This is a genomic window from Mesorhizobium sp. C399B, assembly GCF_030323185.1.
Lineage (GTDB): Bacteria > Pseudomonadota > Alphaproteobacteria > Rhizobiales > Rhizobiaceae > Mesorhizobium.
The window spans coordinates 4,312,177-4,332,538 of the sequence record NZ_CP100472.1; the positions used below are offsets into that span (position 1 = coordinate 4,312,177).

A 20,362-nucleotide genomic window follows, 5' to 3' on the forward strand; every position below is an offset into this window, starting at 1 on the left:
ATTCTGGCAGACTGCTCTTTGGCCGGAAGCTGCCTTCGCCGCTGATCATCGATGATGGTCGATAAGAGGTCGAAAACGGACTGGCAGTTTCGGGCGACGCCGCCGAGAAGGTTGCTTTTTATCTAATCACCGAGCTTGCGCGGAAACCCAACTTACATACTCGGCTGGTTCAAGCGCTTCGAATTCGCATTGCCAACAGGTTTGCTCGGTGTCGAATCCCCGTCAGAGCCAAGGCGATTGGGTCTGCCTCATGATTCTCGCGCCATAAAGCTTATCCTGAAGGGTTTCGCTTCTGCTCTTGATGGCTTGGTTCAGTACGGTCAGGTTCGTGTCCCAGTGTCGCCCGACCGGAGTCGTGAGCAGCTCAATATCCTTACCCTTGATCCAAAGGTTGCCTCGCCCGTCGATCGTCTTCGCGAGAACTGCGTGGGCGGCAAATGCGGTCGCTTGATCAGCGGCGTGTAGGTAGCGTCGATACCACTCGCGCGCCCATCTGTTTCGACGATAGTGATCACTGCCAGTCGCGTAAACCTCGGCCAGCCAGCCTGTTCGTGGCTTCCTCGCCTCGAACTCGGTCCATATCTTTTCGAATGCGGGTGTCAGATCGCAGAAACCCAGGAGCGTATAAGCCCGCGCGATCCGGGCCGCATCGCCACTGGCCTCGTCATCTCGGATGGTGGCCTCAAGCCAGCTCGATTGGCCGTGCTGGATGGCGGCCCTCGCCATGTCAAGCAACACATTGTCAGTCGTGCAGAGGTCAAGAGCCTCCCGGCGTCCTTCATCTCCGGCAGCGCATGCTGGCGCCTCAACTGGCAACAGGGTTATCCGAGGGTTCTTTATGATGCCTCGGTCCCTTGCGTCATTCAACTTCCGCCACAACGGGATGCCAGCCGCGGGCAAGGATCGAATGAGTCCCTCACACAGGGCAATGAGAGGAAATTCATCGAGCGTATCAACGTTCGAAATGTGGTTACGCTCGTCGAGCCAAGCGTTCAACCAGGCCACGAGGCTCGCCCCTTGCCTCGCAATCAAGATGGTCATCGGCAGGTCGTGGTTTGCCCAATATCTCGGGTAGGACCAGGAGCCTCCCTTTTGATCCAGCCTATCGAAGGCACCGCGAACGAAGTCATGATATTTTTGCAGCGCGACCGGGTCTTCAGGATTTCGTTGAAGCATGACGGCCCAGATTTCGGGATCCGCCTCTTCCATCAGTTCCGGGCGTTGCAGAATCTCGCTTGCAGCCAGCAACGCCAATGATCCCCGGCAGCGGTCTTTGAGGTTGTTCGCTTCCGCAGCTTTCCATCCGCTATCGGCGATCGCCTGCAGCACCTGAGTGTCGCGTGTCTCTGGTGCCAGTTCGAAAGCGGCGCCGCGTATTTCTGCGTCCACGCTGCTGACAAGTGGCGCCAAATCTGACCAACCATCCAGAGCCTCTTCATCAGCTATGGCGCCCAGGAGCAGAAGCCCGCTGAGCACGTCATCGCGAGGACCGGTTAGCGGGAATCTGGAAAGGCGCGATCGTATGGCTGATTGTCCACAACGCAGCAGCACCTTCTCGATCCTGGCGAGGATCGGCAGCTTCAGACAATCGTCGAGCACTCTATCCAGCAGTTGTTCCGGTTCGAGGTCCCAAAGACGCAATTCCAGCTCGCGTGCTCGCCACCAAGGAAGATCATCGTCCTTGGCGATGGCCGAGGCGTCGATCAAATCCTTAATGGCATCGGCGATTAGAAGTCTCTCCTCCTGTCTATACAGTAGCGAAAGTCGGTTGGCCTCGGCCACAAGACGTTGCAATTCGAGTTCGTTTCGCCCCGGGGCGCTCAGGGCCGCCAAGCGAACGATTTGTTGCAGGAGATTTGGGTCTGTGCGGGCCAACATAGCTTTTAGGCGCTCAAAACGATTGTCGTCATCACTCGACTGGCGCCCGAGCAGCCAAAGCTGGTCGCCTGCGAACTTGGCATCATGGTTCGCTACGCATGCGTTCGGATCAAGCGGACTTTGGGTATCCGCGCGGTCTGCAAATAGTGTAGGTGATTTGTCCTTTACTAACGCAGCCAGGTGCGTCCCGGCGACAGCGTCTCCAAGAGCCTCCAGAAGCCATTGCCCGCCAGTTAGCGCAATGTCATCACCTGTTGCGGTCAGTTCGTCCACGGCTTTCAGCAGCGCGGCATGAAAATCGCCAGATTTGCCGCCGCCCAGGCGCAAGACCCAGGCCAGCTCCTCGAAATGATTGGCGGTGGCCATGATTGCCCGGCTGATTGCCCAGGCCAGGAACGCGTCAGTGAATGCCTGCAGCGGCAGGAACGAAAGAATCCCGAACACCCGGTGAGCGAGCCAACTCACGTCGCCCGTGGCCACCAGTTCAACGGTCGGGCAGGTCGACGATATCGGCGAGTCATTCCATCGTTTCAGGTTGTCATGAGTTCGCTTGCGATTTGTGACCGATCGCTCGGAGTTCGGATCAATCTTACCAAGGAAGCGTCCGTCGTCTGGGTCTGCCCAGAGCCATCCCAGCCAGATCGTCACCTGCCTGACGAGGCGTGGCGCGATCTCTGCGAAGGAATGGGCTCGTGCCAGTCCCTTGATAAGGATTTCATCCATCGATCTGTTGCCGGACCGGGCGAGCCAGGTCTCCTCAGCAATCTGGCAAAAAAGTTCAAAATCCAGGCCGATCAAACGCCAGAAAGCATCATAGTCCACCTGAGAGAAGTTTTGTTCGGCTACCCACCGATGAACGATGGCACGCCGAGCAGGCCGGCCGACAAGCCCGTCCAGGAGCGCGATTGTTGCTGTCGCTCGCAGGATCGAAACGCCGAGCCGTTGCCCCTTGTAGGGATCTACGAACGTGGCGATGATGGCAGCGGCCTCGCCTTCATCGCCCAGGCCTCTCAGTTCAGCCGCCAATATTAGGCCGAGCACGAAAGGCGTAAGCTCCTTGCGGAGTTTAAACCGATGAGGACCGTCACCTGCTTCCAGCCAACGCCCGGCGATCAGCTCCGCCACGGTTTCGCGAAGGTCGTCCTGGCCCTTGCCGCTCTCCCGGCCCAGTTTCGTAACCAGGTCAACGCGGGTGAACATTGCGTCATCGAGCGAAACCTTCACGCCGCTGCCGAGATCGCGGATGAAATCTCGGAATTCCTCATCGGAAATCGCCAGCGCTGCTCCGCGCCGACCTACCCTGTGCTTCCAATCTTCGTATGCGAGTCGCTCGGGCGTTATGTCGCCTGTTGGCGCGAGGGCCTCACGCCGTTCGATAGCCAACTGGGAGAGACGCGGCACCTTCATAAGATCCAGCATCCGATCTCCAAACGCCTCACCCTCCACCGCGTGCAACTTCAACAGCGCTTTCAGCTCGTCGTTGCTGAAGGGACCAACACGAATTTCATCCGGACGGGGAGCCAACGGCGCCAGCCTGTGCAGATCGGCCCAATGGTCTGGCCAGCAGCTGGTCAGAACGGCAAAGCGACCTTTCCAGCGCTCGTCGTAGAGCGGTTGCAGGAAATCCGACCAATCGCGTTTTCGCCAATTCTGGTTCAGTCCATCGACGACCAGAATGAACTGCTGACCGGCGAAATCGGCGCGCTGCCAGAGCCCAACTCTGCGTAGCCAGAACGTCGCATCGCCATGGCCGAGCCGTCTGGCTAGAACCTTGGCCAGCAGCTCCTCGGCGTTGTCGTCCCGGACGTCATTGGCCGAGACGAAAACCGACAGAGGCAGATTACGGCCGTCTGCGGAATTCGCTGCCCACCAGGACAAGAAGGACCAGGTTTTCCCCATGCCTTCATCGCCGAGCAGAACCGCAGGTCGACCGCTGATGAGCCATTTGTCGAGCTGTTCGTTCAGCGATGGCCGTAAGACTTTCCTCACGGCAGGGTCATGCAGATTGTTAAAGCTCCCGCCAAGACGTGATGCCGCGTTCATGGGATTGGACAAACCAACCTCAATCCAGGTCTTCATGGCGCTCACAGCTGCCGCATATCCGATATCGGCGTCCAGCAGCCTTTGGCGGACCCTCTCGCGAGACTTTGCGAAATCCGGGTGGGATCCAATTGCTCTGACCACGTCCCGCAGAGATCGGTCGTTCCCAAAGTGGCTCGCCATGGCGACTGGCGCTTCAAGGCAAAGGACCGCCAAGTCGGGAAGCGAGTCTTTGTGGCTTGGCCAATCGAGGACCAGCACAGCTACTCCCAGGCGGTTTCCGATGTCTCGGAGCGCTTCGATATCGGTGACCGGGATCTCCCGCGAGGCAGCCAGTATCCATAGATCGACAGGGTCGCTTTGAAGAGCGGAGTCGACGACCTTTGCCTTCATCTGATCAAGGCTAAGCCGTGTTTTCGCGCCATATCTTTTGGCTTCCAGACCGACGCGAAATGTATTGTGCTCGATCGTCCGGACATCGGATCCTGCCTGCGGGCCTGATTTGGCCAACCTGAACAGCTGACCTGTAGTTTCTGACAGGACGTCTCGCATGAGACCTTCAAACCCACTCGTGCCGGTCGCATCGAGTTTGCGAAGTCGAGCCGCCAACAAAGTTTTTGCGCGAGCAAAGTCCATCAAGCTTGGTTTTTGGCCGGCGGAAGTGGTCATAAATCCCTCATGGGTTTCAGTCATTGGTGGTTGTACTCACGCAGACGACGTGATCAGCAGAACCTGGATATAATGCTCTGCAAGATTCGAGGTCGAATTCATGAGTAAGCTGACGGAGGCGTTGAGCCAGGACAAGCTCAGTGTTTGCCTTAAATTGGAGGCCTCCGAGGTCAAGCGCGTCTATAGGACCACTGAACTCCTTCCCGACTTCGATTTCATCCCGTACGACGGGGGAACCGATAAGGACTACCCAGTCTGGCACGAGTTCGATCTCTCGGACGAAGCGATTTTCATCCATAGTTTGATACTGGACGACTATGGGTACTTCGTTGACGATGACCCGCACGATGATCCCGAATATGAGCTGCCGAAAGCAACTTCTGAAAGCACAGGGAAGCTTGCCTTGGAACTCCAGATGGCAGACCGCTTTGGGTGCCGAGCACTGGTCAGGGGAAGCTTGTCTGGTACTTCCATGGAAATGAACATGGATGTGCGCTTCAATTTCATCGTGGCCTCCTACTCCGGAGAAAGCAGTCGTATCGGATATGCTGCGGAAGCGATTGCCGAAGGTTTCGCGTTCGAGGAAGAGGGAAAGCTCAAGCAGGCATTTTTCTCATATTTTTCGGCACTCGACAGCTTCGTTGAATCGGAGCGTGAGAAACTCAACAAGGGGCAATCCGACGATCAGCGGATCAAACCTGACATCCGACTGATGCAGAAACTGCAGGCGATCATAAAGGCGAACATGCCACCGTCTGTCGGCGGCCTCGATAAAGTGAAGGTATGGGGAGACGTTAAGAACGGTTTCGACAAGTGCGAAAAACTCAGAAACGCTATCGCTCACAACACGAAAACAGAGCCGATTGCTAAGGCCGACGTTGATCTGTGCTTTGCCGTCGCCGCCATCATCGTGGCGATGGTTAGTGATGATCTCTACGAAGAAAAAGAGATTAGGAAGCACTACGTTGTAGAAAGCGACTGAGTCGGAGTTACGAAATTAAGGCGGATTGGCAGCTTGCGGCATCCACTGGCCATCCGCCGTGCAGGCTTACCAGGAAAGCCGAGACACAAGTCAGCTAAGGGCTAAAAGCAGTCCTACCGGAGCGCAGGAGCGGCGGCAATGCGGTCGAGAGCCGAACCGCAGCCTTCCGCCATCCGCTCCCATAAGCGGACTGGCCGCTGTCGACCCCTATCTCAACGTCACGGGGAGCGACGGCAAGAAGGTCATCGCGCCAGACGCTGAACTGGCGTCGATGATAACTAGGCTGTTCGAGCGCTACTCAACCGGTGGATTTTCTCTAAAGGCAATCACGAAGGCAGCCCATGCTGAAGGCCTTGTGTATCCGAAGAATGGACACCCGGTTCCGGTCAGCACGGTTCACTCGATTCTCCGCAATCGTCTCTACACCGGATTGTTTCAATGGAACGGCAAGCTGCACCACGGCAAGCACGAGCCTCTGGTATCGATCGAGCTATGGGAGCGGGTCCAAGGCGTGCTGACCGGCCGCCACGCGACGCCTATCCACTCTTACGGCTATGAATTCGCCTTCGGTGGCCTGATGACCTGTGCCAGATGCGGCTGCGCGGTAGTGGCCGAGATCAAAAAGGGCAAATACGTCTACTACCACTGCACCGGCCACAGCGACAAAGGCCGCGGCGGCTATGCCGAGTGCCGCCGCAAGTATGTCCGCGAGGAAATCCTGGAAGGGACCTTTGGCGCCTTGCTGGACAAACTCCATTTCGATGAGGAGGTGCTGGATTGGATCCGCGACGCGCTCAAAGCCAGCCACGCCGATGAGCGGAAGGAACAGGAACAGGCGATCCTGCGGTGCCAGAAAGAATACAACCGCCTCGATGATCGGCTTCAGGCAATGTACCTGGACAAGCTCGACGGACGCATCGACAGCGCCTTCTACGATCGAATGTCAGCGCAATGGCGGGTCGAGCAGACGCGTCTACTCCGTGAGATCGAGCGGCATGGCGAGGCCGAGGAATCATACATGGAGGATGGCGTGCGCCTGTTGGAGCTAGCGCGAAATGCTCGCCAACTGTTTGCCCGACAGGCTCCTGGTGAGAAGAAACGGCTTCTGAATCTGCTACTGTCGAACTGCACATGGGACGATGGCAAGGTTCGCGCTGTCTTTCGACAACCGTTTGATTTGCTTGCGGAAACAACCGCAGCGCTATCGACTGAGCAGTCCCAAGGGATAGCCATGTCCAAAGGACATCCAGTTTGGCTGGGGTTCTTGGAAGCTTTTCGAACCTTCTGCCTTGCACCTCCGGCCGAATTTCGGGCGCTTATGAAAGAGGCCGAGCATCGGAACGCGTTGAGAACCTAGCTTCTTGATCGCGGCGATCGCTCTGGAAATGCTCCCGGCAGTTTGATCACCGCGAGATCCACCTGCAGCGCGTTCGCTCACCATTGGGGATCGAGTCAGGGCGCCTCTATCTCGGCAGACCCGGTGGGTTGGAGATGGTAGCGGGAGACCGCTACATCGCGAGTCCCACTATCGAAGAAGCACTCCTCTGCTATCTGCGACGCTCTGCATAGCCGGCAACGTCGCCGAAGATCGATCGAAATTGGTGGCGTGGCCCCCACGGTCTCGATAGGCCAATTGCCCCTCACGGCGCACCCGAGGGGCGCTGCTTGAACCACAATCGTGCGCACATCGCACATAGATGCTATCATGAAGATGCGCAGCGAGGGCGAACAATCGAATGGAAAATGAGGACCGGTCGCGAACCACATCTGATCGGCGAATCGCCTTGCTCATCGATGCGGACAATGTGTCCCACGGCAAGATCGCAGCAATACTGGCGGAACTTTCAAAATACGGCACGGCCAATATCCGCCGCGCCTATGGCGATTGGACAAGCGCCAATCTCAGGAACTGGAAAGACAAGCTGCACAATTTTGCAATTCGGCCCATTCAACAGTTCACCTATTCGGCCGGCAAAAACGCCACCGATATTGCGCTTGTGATCGATGCAATGGAGCTTCTCTACACTCAAAAGCTTGATGCTTTCTGTTTGGCTTCCAGCGACGCCGATTTCACGCCACTAGTGATGCAGTTGAAGGCCAATGGACTCGAAGTCTACGGATTTGGGGAACGCAAAACGCCCACACCGTTCATCAATGCCTGCACGACTTTTCTGTATCTCGATAGCCTGGACGATGCTGAGCTACCGACAACTCCTGTAGCCCCCGGCGAGAAACCAAAGACCAAAGCGGAATCAGCGACCAGATCTAAAACGCCCGCTGAAAAGCCCGCCGACAAGCGAACCGGCAAGTCTCTATCGCAAGATACGACCCTCGTGACGATCCTGCGTGGCGCTGTGGAAGCCACGGCGCAAGACGATGGATGGGCAGCTATGTCATCGGCAGGAAGTGCAGCGAAACGACAGGCGCCTATCGATCCACGAAACTATGGAGTGAAGAACTTTCCGGCACTCTTCGCGGCGACTGGCCTCTTCGACATAATGAAGATGGAGAATGGGCAGAGCTACGTCGCAGACAAGCGGAACAAGGACCGCTCACCACAGCCGAGCCGATAGGGATAAGAAATTCCATCATTGCCGTTGATGGCAAAGGCGCCGGCGGGCCCTTTTCTTGCCGGCTAACGCCACTACCAACGACAGGCCGAAGCGGCATTCGCTCTTGAGGGCGATGCGGCTCCTCTGGCGATCAATCGGGTCGGGTTCCCACCTTGCTCTTGAGGAAAAAGATATAGAAGCTGCCGCTTTCGACATTGCGACTCGAAGCGGTCTGTCGGCCGAATCTCCGGTGTAGTCGCCGCATTCGCGAAGCAAGGCAAGTCTCTCGGAGAGTCCTGATTGGGCAGCAAAGTACGACGGGCGGGAGGATCGGCCACGGGCGGCGGAATGAATTTCCAGGCGGCAGTGACTGCGATTGCAACCATTTACATGGCGCGCGGTCGTCCGCTGATGTGGTTGGACAAACTCATCGACGACACGCCGGTTGCGGTGGAGGCCGAGACTGGCGGCGCGGGCGACGATATTCGTCTATTCCTCAAGGGTGCCAAGACGGTCGAAGTTCAGGCGAAGAAGGGCCTGAGATCAGGGGCTGATCTCTGGGGGTCGCTACTCAAACTCGCGAGTGCAGTCACGACTGGGGCGGCGAATTTCGGCGTTTTGGCTGTGTCTCCCAGCAGCAGTGCCACGGTCAAAGAGGACTTGGCGAACGACCTCATTAGGATCGGCAATGGCCGCGTCGACGGGTTGTCAGACATCGCCAAGACATTCATGGACAAATTGGCAGCCGCGCGCATTAAGGCACTTGATGCCTGCGCACGCCTACGCATCCAAACCGTACCCGCGCTGGCAGCAGACCAAGCGGCAATACAGGCGGCGCGCGCGGAACTCGCGCATGTATGCGCGACGGATGCCGACACCGATGCTGCGTGGAAGGCAATTTATACTGACGCTTCGGCTCAGATCGAGCAGAGGGGCCGCCGTGATGTTGCATCAGTCCTTCGCCTGCTCCGTGCGGAGGGCATTGCTATTGCGTCAACGGCGAAGGCATCGCCGATCCAGCTTCTGTCCAAGCTATCTCGCTGGACGCTGGCGACGCATGCCACATTTACGATCTTTGGTGTCGATACGCCGCTCAAGACGGACGAGGACTGGATACCGCTCAGCGCTGTCGTTCGCGACGACAAGGCAAACGAGAGTACCAGCCTTGAGGAGGCGCTGCGCCGCTATCAGGAATGGGAGACCCGATCGGCTCCGCGAGGTGCCCGGTCGGTCAATCCGGAGACACTCGGCCGTTTCGTCACGAGAACTGTCTTGGTCGCTGGACCGGGCATGGGCAAGACAACACTGCTCAAGCGTGTTGCCCGACGCTACAGCGAGGACCAAATCCCAGTGCTATTGGTGCGCCTCTCAGCTGTTGCGGCGCGCATAAGGGCCGGTTTCGGTTTCGAAGAGGCTGTATTCGAGCTGGGCCTGGACGGAAGTGGCATCTCCGTCGCCGAAGCGCGCGATGCGCGATTTCCGAACTGGATGCTTCTCTGCGACGGCCTAGACGAGTGCGGCTCGTTGCAAGAACAAGTTGCAGCGGGTTTGGCCCGATTTGCCCAGGGACACCCTGACAGCCGCATCCTGATCACCACTCGCCCGATCGGCTACAATGCTGCTCATTTTAAGGACTGGCGGCACTATGACATTTTCGCGCTCGATACGTCCGCTGCTCATCGGACCGCCGCACAACTCATCGAGGCGACAGCTCCACCTGGATCGGAGCTCTCTAACGACGCATTCGAAATCTGCCGGCGTGAACTGAGTGACAGACCGATTGCCAAGGTTGTCGGCCGCACACCGTTGCTGATTGGCTTGTCGGTTGCGATCCTCTTGCGAGGACGAGAACTTGGCGCCACTCGCGAAAGAGTTTTCGCGCAAATCTTCGACCTCATCGGCGAGGCGCCAAACGCACGCAGTCCAGAGCCCCCGGCACCGCCTAGTCTGTTACGACGGTTCCTCGACATCCTTGGCTGGCAGATTACTTCGCATCCGCTTGCTACAATCAAGGAAACGATTGACCGTTGCGCCCTCGACCTGGCCGCCGACATGGGCACAACGCGAATTGCTGCGGTCGCCAACGCAGAACGCTTTCTCGACTACTGGCAGAATGTCGGCGTCGTTGAACGGGTAGGCCAAGGCGGTCAGCAGACTCTTTCATTCATTCACAAAAGCTTCGGCGAGTTTGCGGCGGCGCACTATCTGCGCACACTGCCTGCGACGCAGCAGCCGCAGGTCGTTAGGGAAATCGCCGATTCCGAGGCTTGGTCCGAGGTGCTTCGTCTCGCCGGAATGCTAGGCATGGCGGATATTCTCGCGGCCCAGTTGCTGTTGGCGTTACCCGAACGGCTTGTTCTGGCGACCGAATTGGTAGCGGAGGCAGATCCTCCCCCCAGCCGGCCGCTGCGAGTAAAGCTTCTCGAGCAGGCATTCGCCATAATGGGAGGCACCCGACAATGGCTCGCATTCGACATCGGGAAACCGCTGATCGCCTCAGCGCGGCGCTTTCCTGACGAAGTAGGCGCCATCGCTGCCACGTACCTTGAGGCGAGGGAGCCATGGAGCAGACTAATCGCATGGGCCTGTACGGTCGCAGCCGGTCCCAGGTTTTACGATCTTGACGACTTGGTCGGTACGCTGCGCGACAACATCAAAGCCGTAGGACCCACGATCAGCTCGTCGCTCGGTGGGGGTGTGGTTCTGGCCCGAGGCGATGAGCACGCTCTGGCTGAAGCCTTCGTTCTGGAAGCGAGTGAGGAGATCCTCGATAGAGCTCCAGCCCAAGTGGCTGATGCGCTGCTACAAGAGGTTTTCAATTACGACAACCTTGGGAGCGTCGGGTTCATGTCCAAGGCCATGCAACTCGCGGACGCGAAAGGTCGGAATTACCAGATCGGCAAACCGGAATGGTCCAAAGCGGCCCTATCTTGGCTCAATTTTCCGGCTGGTTTCCATGAAGCGAGCCGTAACCTCTATCAACTGATCTTCGAAGCGCTCGATCTGCCGCCAGATATTGCTGGTGCCGACGCCGAGCCTTTACCGCCGGCCTTGTTGCATCTGAGCGCGTTTATTGACGCCAGCGGAATGAACAAGGTGGCTGCTGGTGACTTTTGGAGCTGGTCGGAACCATTCGATCGTAACTCGATCATAGCAGCACTACGGGGCTTCGTCGCGGCGACTGGCTTGGACCGGGACAAGCTTTGTCAGGATGCGGTGCTTGCGCGGAGATATCTCGAGACCAAGAAAGATCGCTTTATTTACGACATCACGACAAATGTAGACGCGCCGCCGATGGATTGGACGCGCGCACGATCGCTTGGACTCGACGCCATGCAGATCGAAACCGCTATCACCCACCCGTCGCATTGGCTGAAATGGATCGCGGCGAACCTTCTTGGTGTGTTGCTCGAACCGGCAGAGCTCCAGAAGGCTGTCGAACGCTTATTCGCTACAGGTCGTAGGCGGACATTATGGGGGGCTGCCGCTCTGGCCGAGGAGCTGGGGCGTGATCTTGCCCTGCCCATAGTGTTAGATCGGCTTGCCAAGCCATTGGTGCCGGGCTGCGAGTATCTATTCGAACTACTCGAAGACCTGAAAGAGCCGTGGTCGCCCGATGTAGAGGCAGCCATTCGAACAGGGCTGTTCGCCGCTGACGTCGACACCGCGAAAGCGGCCGCGAAACTGGCGCTCGCACTAGCCCGCCCAGGAATTCCAAAGCTCGCTGACATGATCGATCAGGCATATGCGTATTGGCTGAAGCATGAAGAGCCCTATCCAACAAAGGGCGGAGTTATCCCTGCGAGCCCGCGTGCAAACCTCGCAAAAGCTGGCGCCAGGTTGGGGCTACCTTCGTACGAAACCATCAAGAATTACCTGTCCGACGAGCGTTCAGATATCTATGACATCGGTGCCAGGCTTCTGGTTGAGCGGCTTCAACAGCCCCACGGAGAGCGACTACAGTTCTTCAACGAAGTTGAGGCAGGGGAGGTGCAGGGTCGCGTTGTGGACAAGGTGCTCGCTAGCGGCGTGCGGCTCGATGCCGAAGAGCTGACCGCTGCGGAACGGTTGCTTGTGAGCGCGGACAAAGTCGTTCGGTATTGTGCGATGGCTCTGCTGCACGAGCGCTACATGGGCACCGAACGTATCCAGCGACATGCGGAAAGGATGTCTGCAGATAGTGAGCATCAGATCAGAAATAGGGCGCTATCAAAAGCGGTAGACGGTGGATCGCTGCAAGGCAGCTCGAGAGCGAGGTGACAGCCGGCCTCAGTGTTTCTCGCCTTGCTAGGTTTGTCCTATGTGCGAATACTGGCTCGACGGAGACCGCCAGCGCGCGCCCGTCCCGTCCGCTTTCAGGAAGCGACGAAGCTGTTCTGAACGACCGAGATGCGGCGGTGATTGCGTCGAGAAATTCTGCCGCGGGCGAGGGCGCTTCAAAGCTTGTCGACAAGCTCCCTGCTTGTCCTCCCCGGGCACTTGCAACCGTGGCAACCCTACTATCGAGGTCAGTCAGAACGCGACGAAGACTGCCCAGCAGCCTCGCGTCGACCGAAGTTGGTCGACCACCCGTTTTGTATGGCGCTCAAAAAGCGCGATTCCGAGCGAGTACTCAAGATCAGGAATGCGCCGACTTTAATGCAGAATGGTGGTTTCTAAGGCGTCGCGAGAACCCAAGGAAACTGCCTTCCTCAGCGATGACGATTGCGCAATCAAGCTCAGCTGGACGCTTCGCCGCACCATGGTTCCTCGTCTGATGGCGCTAGGACGCAGATCCACGATGCCCTGAATCGGTTTCGTCGAAATAGCGTTCAGGCCACGTCTGGAGGACGCGACTTGGACCGCCATTTTCTTCTTGGGCATCACGTGATCCCGTGAGGAATTGCGTTGATCAACTGACGCCTGGAGGCCGGGCCTCGGCATGCATTGTTGTCCTCATTCCTGATTGCTTGGCGCCACGAAGAACGCGGACCTTGCGTTCGCCCGATGCGGATACCGAGGTATCAGGGCAAGTGGTAGAGGCTGTTTTGCATCGAGATCGATGATTTCGGGGACAATACGGAACAATACCGGAAGACTTGCGACCATATCCGCATAAACCCGACTCAGCTTCTTAGGCTCCACCACCATCGAATGTGGGTGGGCGCGCGCATCGCCGTCTGAACAAAACCAGTTCCGCTGCGGCGGATGAGAAACCGTCCCTATCGACCACGACGCGACATTTCGGCCGCGACATCGTCCCAGAAACTCAACGTTGGCAAAATGACGATGTGCAGGACCAACCATGTCGAATAGGTTACGTCCGGGCTCCAGAACTCGCCATCGGTCATTTTCCCGTGCGCAAGTTCATGGCGTATCGCAGGTCCGCCACGAAAATTGAACAAAAGGTCTATCTCCTCAACCAGGGCGGCAGGCATGAGCTGCAAAAGGGGCTCCCGGAAATCCCCTAGCAGACGGCTAAGCATGGCCTCTTCCTGTGTGCCATCCTGATTGATGCGATTGGTTTCTACACCCGACGAACTGAGGATGTAGCGAAGTGAGTTCTCCAGTTGCGGCAGGATTAGATGCGCGGCTTCGAGTTCGTCGCCGCCGACGAACTTGGCAGCACCGATTGCAAAGGTATACTCGTGGCGAGGTGGGACGAACGGACTTGCCCGCATCAGCGGCAACAGCGTGTCCACAGAATGCTCCTCCCAAAGGACCCGCCGGATAGGATGAATTCTCCCCGCAACAACAAGGCTACGGCGAATTCGGTCATGCTGATTGATCATGAACCGGACCTGATTTTCGTCTGGCGGACCGTTGAGATCGAGACCGGGTGCAATGAAGCGAGTTCGGCCTTGGCTGTCGCTCACGGTCGTTGAGAATATAGCGGCTAGGCCTCCATGGCTTGCTTTCAGAACTTGGTCGCGCAGCTTGTCAGGATCGGGTGAGTCCTCGCACATAAGCAGCTTACGAATGGCTTGCGCGAGCGGCTTGCCGCGAACGTCAGCTTCGGCCGCTTCCACAAGTTCTGTAATGTTGGTTTGATGTGAGAAGCTGGACATTTCGTCCATTATGCGAGGCTGGATCGCACTCAATCGGTCTTGCAAAGCCCGCCGTCGATCGACAGTCCCCGGGATGGGTCTTAATGCTTGAATCGCATCGTTGAGGAAATGCACTTGCACGACGGCCGAATCTTGTCGCGCATCAGCATCCGCAGCGTATGTCTCGGCTGCTTCGACCAAACATCGATTGCTGTTTTCGGCATCTTTGGCGCTTAGGTAGGCGCGACCCGCAAGCTCCCATAGAGATCGGCGGGCCGGGTGATTACCACCAAGCTTGGCGCTTGCCGCGAGAATTTCAGCGGCCTGTGCTGTCTGGACCAATTCCCAAACGTGATTGCTTAGGTTGATAGGACCAATGTGAATGAAGCCCCATACGTCATCGGCATCCAGAGCAAGTTGCGACACGTCAGCAATGATCTGTCGCAACGGGTCGAATTCACTTCGCTTCCATCCCATTGATCGTGCGATGATTGTTGCCCGCGTTAGATACTCAACGGCCGGCACACTAGCGGGGTTGCTTTCATCGAAGTCGAATTTGGCTTCGCCGTTCAGCACCAACGTGATGCATTCGACATACGACGAGACTGCCCGGAGGCCCGAGGCCGCGTCCTTCTCGTTTAGCAACCAGCAGACATCAGCGACTCGTGCTCGAAAGGCATGGTGACCAATGTCGGGCACCAACTCCGCCAGGATGACGATCTGATCGGATAGGAGGTCGGCCGGGATTGGCGACCTTCGTCCGCCCATGATTGCCAAAGGACGAAACGGCTCAATGCGATCATCTGGCACGAAATGGTAAGTTGAAATTTGCCTAAGCACCTCTAACGCCGATAAGCTGTCAACATCTCCTGTCTTGGCGGCGGCCTTTGCTTCATGAATGCGAGCGTAGATGTCGCTGCTGTCTACCACGGCTGTTGCCGCGATCGCACTTTGCACCGCGTCGCGCCGAAATGCATCTAGCGGAACTACGAAAGTAACGCCGGGGATTTCTTTTCCCTCCGTGTTTTCCCCATCAGCCATTGAACATAAGCCTTTCGGCGCTGGGCCGCTTAGATGAGATGGCCGTCGAGCCGTCGAGAAAGTCGCTAGGTCGATTCACGTCTGCAAATCCCCGTCAAAGTTTTCCCGCGCGGTTGCCGGGATAGAGCACGTTGAATAGGCGCTCTTCCATCCATTCCGCCAGTAGCTCGACCTGTCGAATAGCCTCGAATAGGGCATTCCCGGTCACCACAAGTTGGAGATGCGGCCACACCTGCGCATTTTGTTCAATGAGCCGTTTTTCATATTCGCTTATGAAGACCGGAGTCGGGAACTTCTGTGCAGGCTCTCGTGATGATTCAGGTGCAGAAATACGATATCGGCCGGATGCTCTGCCGCGTTGCGGGCCATTACTACTTGTTCGAGGACGGCGAAGTCAGCGGGACAGGTGCTCCAGTCAGTTTTGAGGACTGCGCCGAAGCAATCCTTGTAGCCGGTGACAAAGCCCTTCCCCTTGAACGAGCCAGGGAAATTTTTCTGGCATTTTGCCCCTAGCAGTTCCTCCCATGTCGAGAAGTAGAGCTTGAGGGACTCCGACAGCATCGAAATGCATGTAGCCCCCAATATCTCCAGAGAAGTATCTGCAGCGCCCCATTCGGCGAGAAACGGCGGTTCTCCGTCCTCACTGTAGGGCGGCTCGTAGGGCGCTTCCTCCGCGTCGATTTTGCGTATGGTTTCACGGAACGCCGCACTGGCCGTCTCGTAGTAGTTGCGGATGAATTTCGTCCGCTCTTTCAGGAACCACAGAACATCCATTGCTTAGTCACCTCAAGTTGTCGAAGTCTGCTTGCCTTTGCTACCGGCACTGTTCACCGGGACCGCATCCTCGGACGTCCGAAATGGCGACTCTTCAATCAGATACCGGACGATGACAACCAGTAACAAGATGTGGCTCGGAAAACAAATGGCCCGACGTTTGTTGCTGATCTACTTGAATACGAAACGGATCGTCAGGCGACACGTGGCGAATTCAAGCACAAGCGTGTCAAGGAACTGGTCCGGCGTTGACGGGGCAGCCTCAGTGCATTTCTGCCTAGTGATCCTCGCGAACTGGCTTGAAAAAGGGAGACCAGTCTTCAAGGATCCGGTGTTCGGCTCCTACGCCAGCACCATGGCGACATGGTTTTATGTTTGAGAGGTTGGGTGCAGATCGCGTGCACTGGTTGCCCCGGCATCACGGCCCGGATAAACTCTGGTTCTGAGATTTGACTGTCGGCCACTCGTTTGGCTTGCGCCAGAAGTCTCACAAAGGACTTCCAGTCCTTTGTGCCAACGCCCTTCAGGATTCCCGATCTGGCGAGGATGTTTTCGTTCGTATAAAAAAAGCAGATATCGATCCTTTAGGTATTTTTAAAAAACAAGAACGCAGGAAGGCTTGCAGTTGCCAAGCCAAGTAGCGCCGTTAGAAGGTCAAACATATGAGTTGCTAGATCCATCATGGAGTTATTCTAGCCGACTAGGCCGATTGACGCAACGCCATGCCGCCTGCCTCGTTCGCCTACACGATGCCACGCTGCAAAAAGGTTGAAAGCAGATGGTGCATCAGATCTGCATTCACGCCGTTTTCTCAATCGGAAGATCGTCATGAGCACCCGCCCTGCCACCTAGCTGCATGCGTCTATCCTGATATTTGCCGCTGTAGCCAAGGAAGGCCAGAATTAGAACTTCTAGCAACCATTGTGTCGCAAACCACGCGTGTAGCAGTTCCTCTCCCGAATAGCTAAACTCTCCTGGATGAGTCAGTCCGTTTTCAAAAATCCGCAAGAAGTGTAAACCCGTCGTATTTATCGTTGCTCTTTGCCTTCACTATCTTTTTCAGCGCTTCGGATTTTTCGGTAGGGTCACCCTTAACCTTCAAAAGGCGGGTGCAGGCGCGAAGTTTATCGGCAAGTGTGGCACTCTTGAATAGCGCCTTCGACCAGCCGCCCTCCGTAGAGAGGACATGGTAGGCCATGGTCTCTAAGCCAGCAGCTGACATTATGAGCGCGATTTCGGTGGCATCGGTCTGGGTGTAGTTTCCAGCCTTGTAGTACTGCAACGCACGACCGAGCGTGCGTTTTCCTTCGATCACCGCCAGGCGACGGACATAATCTTCGAAAAGTGCGGGCAGGTTCTCTGTCAACGATCGATAGAACCAGTTCGCGGGGGGCTCGAAACGATCGTGCTTTGTGAAGCCGAGGAACCGGTAGCTGTCAGAGACTTTCGGACTACCTCTCATTTGGCCAAAGCCAATTCGGATGCCCTTCACGAAGCCCAGAAAATCAACCAGCCGCCCAACCTGCTTGAACAACGTTGAACCGTCTATCTCCATGCCGTCTATCGTAGACGCGGTGAAATAGTGAGTTATTGCCTTTGAAATATGCAGGCGCTCGCGCCCTTGGTAGAGTGTATGCGTATGGTCGAAGACGTGCAGAGTCACGTTCAAATTCTCATTTACGAACGTGATACCGTCTAGCCTTGGGATGTTGAGCCTTGGTCCGTTCACTATTAACCCGAAGGCCTCATTGGACGGGTTTCCGGAGAGCAAGGCAGGTTCCGTTGTCGGCTCCGCTTCAAATTTGGCCTCGTCACTGACCAAGTTCATTTGGTGATGGTTGACGAAAAATTCAATCGGATCGCTATTATCCAAGGTGATGCGCAGGTCCTTATCGTGGATGTGGAGTTCCGGCTTCTTTGATGTTTCCGCCCAATCCACGAGAACTCGCAAACGTTCATCAAGGCGAACGCGGGCCGTTGATATAGTGGAAAGCTCCCCATCAAATTGGACAGCAGTGACCTCGCTGTCGAGATCGATTGGCCCTTTGGGGTGGCCCTCATAAATGGAATGCGGGCCTACGGGCGATTCTGACATACTCGTTGGGCTTTCAATATGCCGCTTGATTAGGGGCGTTACGGCTGAGTTACGCGGTCAGCCTTCACTCTGTAAAGCCGCATCGGAAGGCCATTCGGATCAATCGGCGTAACGGAGAACGCGGCAATTCACAAAAGCCTGTTTGGCCATGTCATTGTCTTTTAATTCCGTCTCTAATTTTTCCCTCAGCCGCGCGCACATCATTCGAACCTTTTCGGGTTCATATGATTTTGCCTCGGCTAAATCGAACAGCTCGGCTCGAACGCTCTCTACCTCCGCTTCCTCTGCTACCCGCGCTCGATAGCTGGAGAATTCGCCCCAAACGTAATATCCGACCCCCGCGATCACCGCGATGCATGCTGCCGCGATAAGTCCCTGCATCTGACGATTCATAGCCAGGCGCCCCTGCCCAATATGGACAAATCATGGCTTATCGGGAGCAAGATGCAAGCGTCCGCGAGTCGGGTTGTCAAATATCGGATCGCCAGCGAAGGTCAAGCGCGGCCGGACGCATGACCGTCGCTATGCAGGGTAGTCGTTCAGGAGCTCAAGTAAGCAAGCCCAGCCGTCGAAGCTCTGTCCTTGATGCCGCAGCACGTGCGCGCCGCGATGTCGGCGCCGCGCAAAAGACCGACAAGGCCGATGCGCTGGGCATCGCCCACATCATGCGCACCGGCTGATTCCGGCAGGCCCATATCAAGTCGGAAAGCTGCTACCGGACGAAGCTTTTGCTGACGCACCGGCGCAACCTGAAGGCCAAGTTCCTCGACCTGGAGAACGCCATCCGCCATTCGCTGAAGGCATTTGGCATCCGACTGGGCAAGGTCGGGCGAGGGGCTTTCGAGAAAGCGGTGCGCACCGCCGTGGCGGAGGATCCGCTGTCGGCCGAGTTGATGGACGCCATGCTGTCGGCGCGCGCAGCGCTGTGGGGGCAGTATTGCCGGCTGCACGATCTCGTCGTCAAAATGGTGGCACGCAGCGAACTGTGCCGGCGCTTCATGGCAATCCCCGGCGTCGGTCCCGTCACAGCACTTTCGTTCATGACGGCAATCGACGATCCGTCGCACTTCCGCCGCTCACGCGATGTCGCGGCCTACTTCGGGCTGACCTCGCGGCGATGGCAGTCGGGCACCTCGATCGACGTTCAGGGTCGCATATCGAAAGCCGGCGACGCCGATGTTCGACGCTCGCTCTACGAGGCGGCGTCGGGGTTGATGACGCGCTTCAAGGGCTCCGACAAGGTCAAGAGTTGGAGCCAGGCGATCGCCAAACGCTCCTGCCACCGCAAGGCCTGTGTCGCCGTGGCGCCCAAGCTGGCGGTGATCATGTACGCGAGTGGAGCGATGGGACGTTCTATGTCGGCGATCCGACGGCAAGCCAGGCGGATGCCGACCGACGCGCCCATGACAAGGCCCGCAAGCTGCTCGGAGCGCATCGATGAGCGGTTCGAGCGCAGTTCAAACGCATGGCGTCGGCACGCCGACGGGCGCCATCTGACACAAGGAATCCGCTCCGGCGGATGAGGACTGATGCAGACCAGGAACGACGGAACGCACGTTATCTTGCCTGCGGCCGCGCCGATCGCGAGACGGCCGGACCGCGCCGGATTGCCTGTGACGATGCTCCGTCGCTCCGATGGAAAAGTGCGCCACGACGGTTCCAGCGCTGCTTTCATGCAGCCGGTAGACCCCGTCGCAGATCGCGGAAGACTGCACGGCGCATCGGGACTCGACGCCAGAATACGGAATCGTGCCATAGAGCATAGAATAGTGTATTATCGCAGATTTGGAGAGAAACGACGATGTCAGAAAGATCATCGAAAGCACAACCGATTAAGACGGCAGGATAAAAGGGCGCACATTGCGCTGCGGTTTGGTCTTTGTTTTTCAATGGGTTAGACAGTGATTTCGCAATGTGTGCATGTTGACCGCACATTGCGAAAATCGCGAGTTCGCAGCAATTTCCTTGGCTTAGTGCAATGTGCGGGCGCTCGGCGAGCAGTTTACAAAGCGTGGGCCGGGACGAGGAGATGGACAGGTGCGACCGTTCAGGTTCCTGTGTCCGGCAGATGCCGCGTTGGAGGACTCAACGCCCAATCTCGTTGACCTGCCCTGTGGTGGCTCGGTATGGGCGGCCGGTGCGGCTGCCGCGAATGCATAGGCTTCACGGCCTCAATGGAAGCGCCCCGGCCGTGACAGGAGCCGCGGCTTGTAGGCGCGGCATCCTCTTCGAGATGCGGGCGCTGAGCATCGCCAGCTGCAGTTGCTATCGGCTGACATCGAGCCCTTCCATCCTGACACGAATG

Annotated in this window: 10 protein-coding genes and 1 pseudogene; 5 read left to right on the forward strand and 6 right to left on the reverse strand. The window is 57.2% G+C overall.

Annotated elements, in window-relative coordinates; translation table 11 throughout:
* Window positions 1–222: 222 nt before the first annotated feature.
* Window positions 223–4,587 carry an NACHT domain-containing protein gene (locus NLY36_RS20665; RefSeq protein ID WP_023736311.1) on the reverse strand — a complete coding sequence of 1,455 codons (4,365 nt, stop codon included), beginning with the start codon at window positions 4,585–4,587 and terminating at the stop codon, window positions 223–225.
* Window positions 4,588–4,687: 100 nt separating this feature from the next.
* Here NLY36_RS20665 and NLY36_RS20670 point away from each other — a divergent pair, with 100 nt between their 5' ends.
* The 4 genes from NLY36_RS20670 (at window position 4,688) to NLY36_RS20685 (ending at window position 12,381) form a co-directional block, all read left to right on the forward strand.
* The gene (locus NLY36_RS20670; RefSeq protein WP_023736312.1) at window positions 4,688–5,569 is read left to right on the forward strand and encodes a hypothetical protein; all 882 of its coding nucleotides are present in this window, start codon (window positions 4,688–4,690) and stop codon (window positions 5,567–5,569) included.
* A gap of 58 nt (window positions 5,570–5,627) precedes the next feature.
* Window positions 5,628–6,926 (forward strand): recombinase family protein, encoded by a 1,299-nt coding sequence (locus NLY36_RS20675; protein WP_286461346.1) that lies wholly within the window; start codon window positions 5,628–5,630, stop codon window positions 6,924–6,926.
* Window positions 6,927–7,305: 379 nt separating this feature from the next.
* A complete protein-coding gene (locus tag NLY36_RS20680) occupies window positions 7,306–8,142 on the forward strand; it encodes an NYN domain-containing protein (protein ID WP_023736315.1) in 837 nt (278 codons plus the stop codon).
* 279 nt (window positions 8,143–8,421) lie between these two features.
* A complete protein-coding gene (locus NLY36_RS20685) occupies window positions 8,422–12,381 on the forward strand; it encodes an NACHT domain-containing protein (RefSeq protein ID WP_156933228.1) in 3,960 nt (1,319 codons plus the stop codon).
* Window positions 12,382–13,322: 941 nt separating this feature from the next.
* Here NLY36_RS20685 and NLY36_RS20690 read toward each other — a convergent pair.
* The 5 genes from NLY36_RS20690 to NLY36_RS20705 all read right to left on the reverse strand — a co-directional run bounded on the left by NLY36_RS20690 (window position 13,323) and on the right by NLY36_RS20705 (window position 18,450).
* Window positions 13,323–15,188, reverse strand: coding sequence for a DUF7380 domain-containing protein (locus NLY36_RS20690; RefSeq protein WP_023736318.1), 1,866 nt, complete (start codon window positions 15,186–15,188; stop codon window positions 13,323–13,325).
* A gap of 270 nt (window positions 15,189–15,458) precedes the next feature.
* Entirely contained in the window at window positions 15,459–15,962 is a 504-nt protein-coding gene (locus NLY36_RS20695) for a hypothetical protein (RefSeq protein ID WP_023736320.1), read from the reverse strand.
* 798 nt (window positions 15,963–16,760) lie between these two features.
* Window positions 16,761–16,970: a hypothetical protein gene (locus NLY36_RS31760; protein WP_502882017.1), complete on the reverse strand. Its 210-nt coding sequence runs from the start codon at window positions 16,968–16,970 to the stop codon at window positions 16,761–16,763.
* Window positions 16,957–18,057 (reverse strand): hypothetical protein, encoded by a 1,101-nt coding sequence (locus NLY36_RS20700; protein ID WP_023736322.1) that lies wholly within the window; start codon window positions 18,055–18,057, stop codon window positions 16,957–16,959. Before NLY36_RS20700 ends, NLY36_RS31760 begins: the two co-directional genes overlap by 14 nt.
* 99 nt (window positions 18,058–18,156) lie before the next feature.
* Window positions 18,157–18,450: a hypothetical protein gene (locus tag NLY36_RS20705; protein ID WP_023736323.1), complete on the reverse strand. Its 294-nt coding sequence runs from the start codon at window positions 18,448–18,450 to the stop codon at window positions 18,157–18,159.
* 180 nt (window positions 18,451–18,630) lie between these two features.
* On the opposite strand from NLY36_RS20705, the pseudogene NLY36_RS20710 reads away from it, so the two are divergent.
* A pseudogene (locus NLY36_RS20710) lies at window positions 18,631–19,498 on the forward strand (IS110 family RNA-guided transposase); the annotation flags it as partial.
* Window positions 19,499–20,362 lie beyond the last annotated feature (864 nt).

Bases quoted from the DNA above. Each gene is read 5' to 3' on its own strand.
- NLY36_RS20665 (WP_023736311.1), bottom strand. From the start codon at position 4,587: ATGACCACTTCCGCCGGCCAAAAACCAAGCTTGATGGACTTTGCTCGC.
- NLY36_RS20670 (WP_023736312.1), top strand. From the start codon at position 4,688: ATGAGTAAGCTGACGGAGGCGTTGAGCCAGGACAAGCTCAGTGTTTGC.
- NLY36_RS20680 (WP_023736315.1), top strand. From the start codon at position 7,306: ATGGAAAATGAGGACCGGTCGCGAACCACATCTGATCGGCGAATCGCC.
- NLY36_RS20690 (WP_023736318.1), bottom strand. From the start codon at position 15,188: ATGGCTGATGGGGAAAACACGGAGGGAAAAGAAATCCCCGGCGTTACT.
- NLY36_RS20695 (WP_023736320.1), bottom strand. From the start codon at position 15,962: ATGGATGTTCTGTGGTTCCTGAAAGAGCGGACGAAATTCATCCGCAAC.
- NLY36_RS20700 (WP_023736322.1), bottom strand. From the start codon at position 18,057: ATGTCAGAATCGCCCGTAGGCCCGCATTCCATTTATGAGGGCCACCCC.
- NLY36_RS20705 (WP_023736323.1), bottom strand. From the start codon at position 18,450: ATGAATCGTCAGATGCAGGGACTTATCGCGGCAGCATGCATCGCGGTG.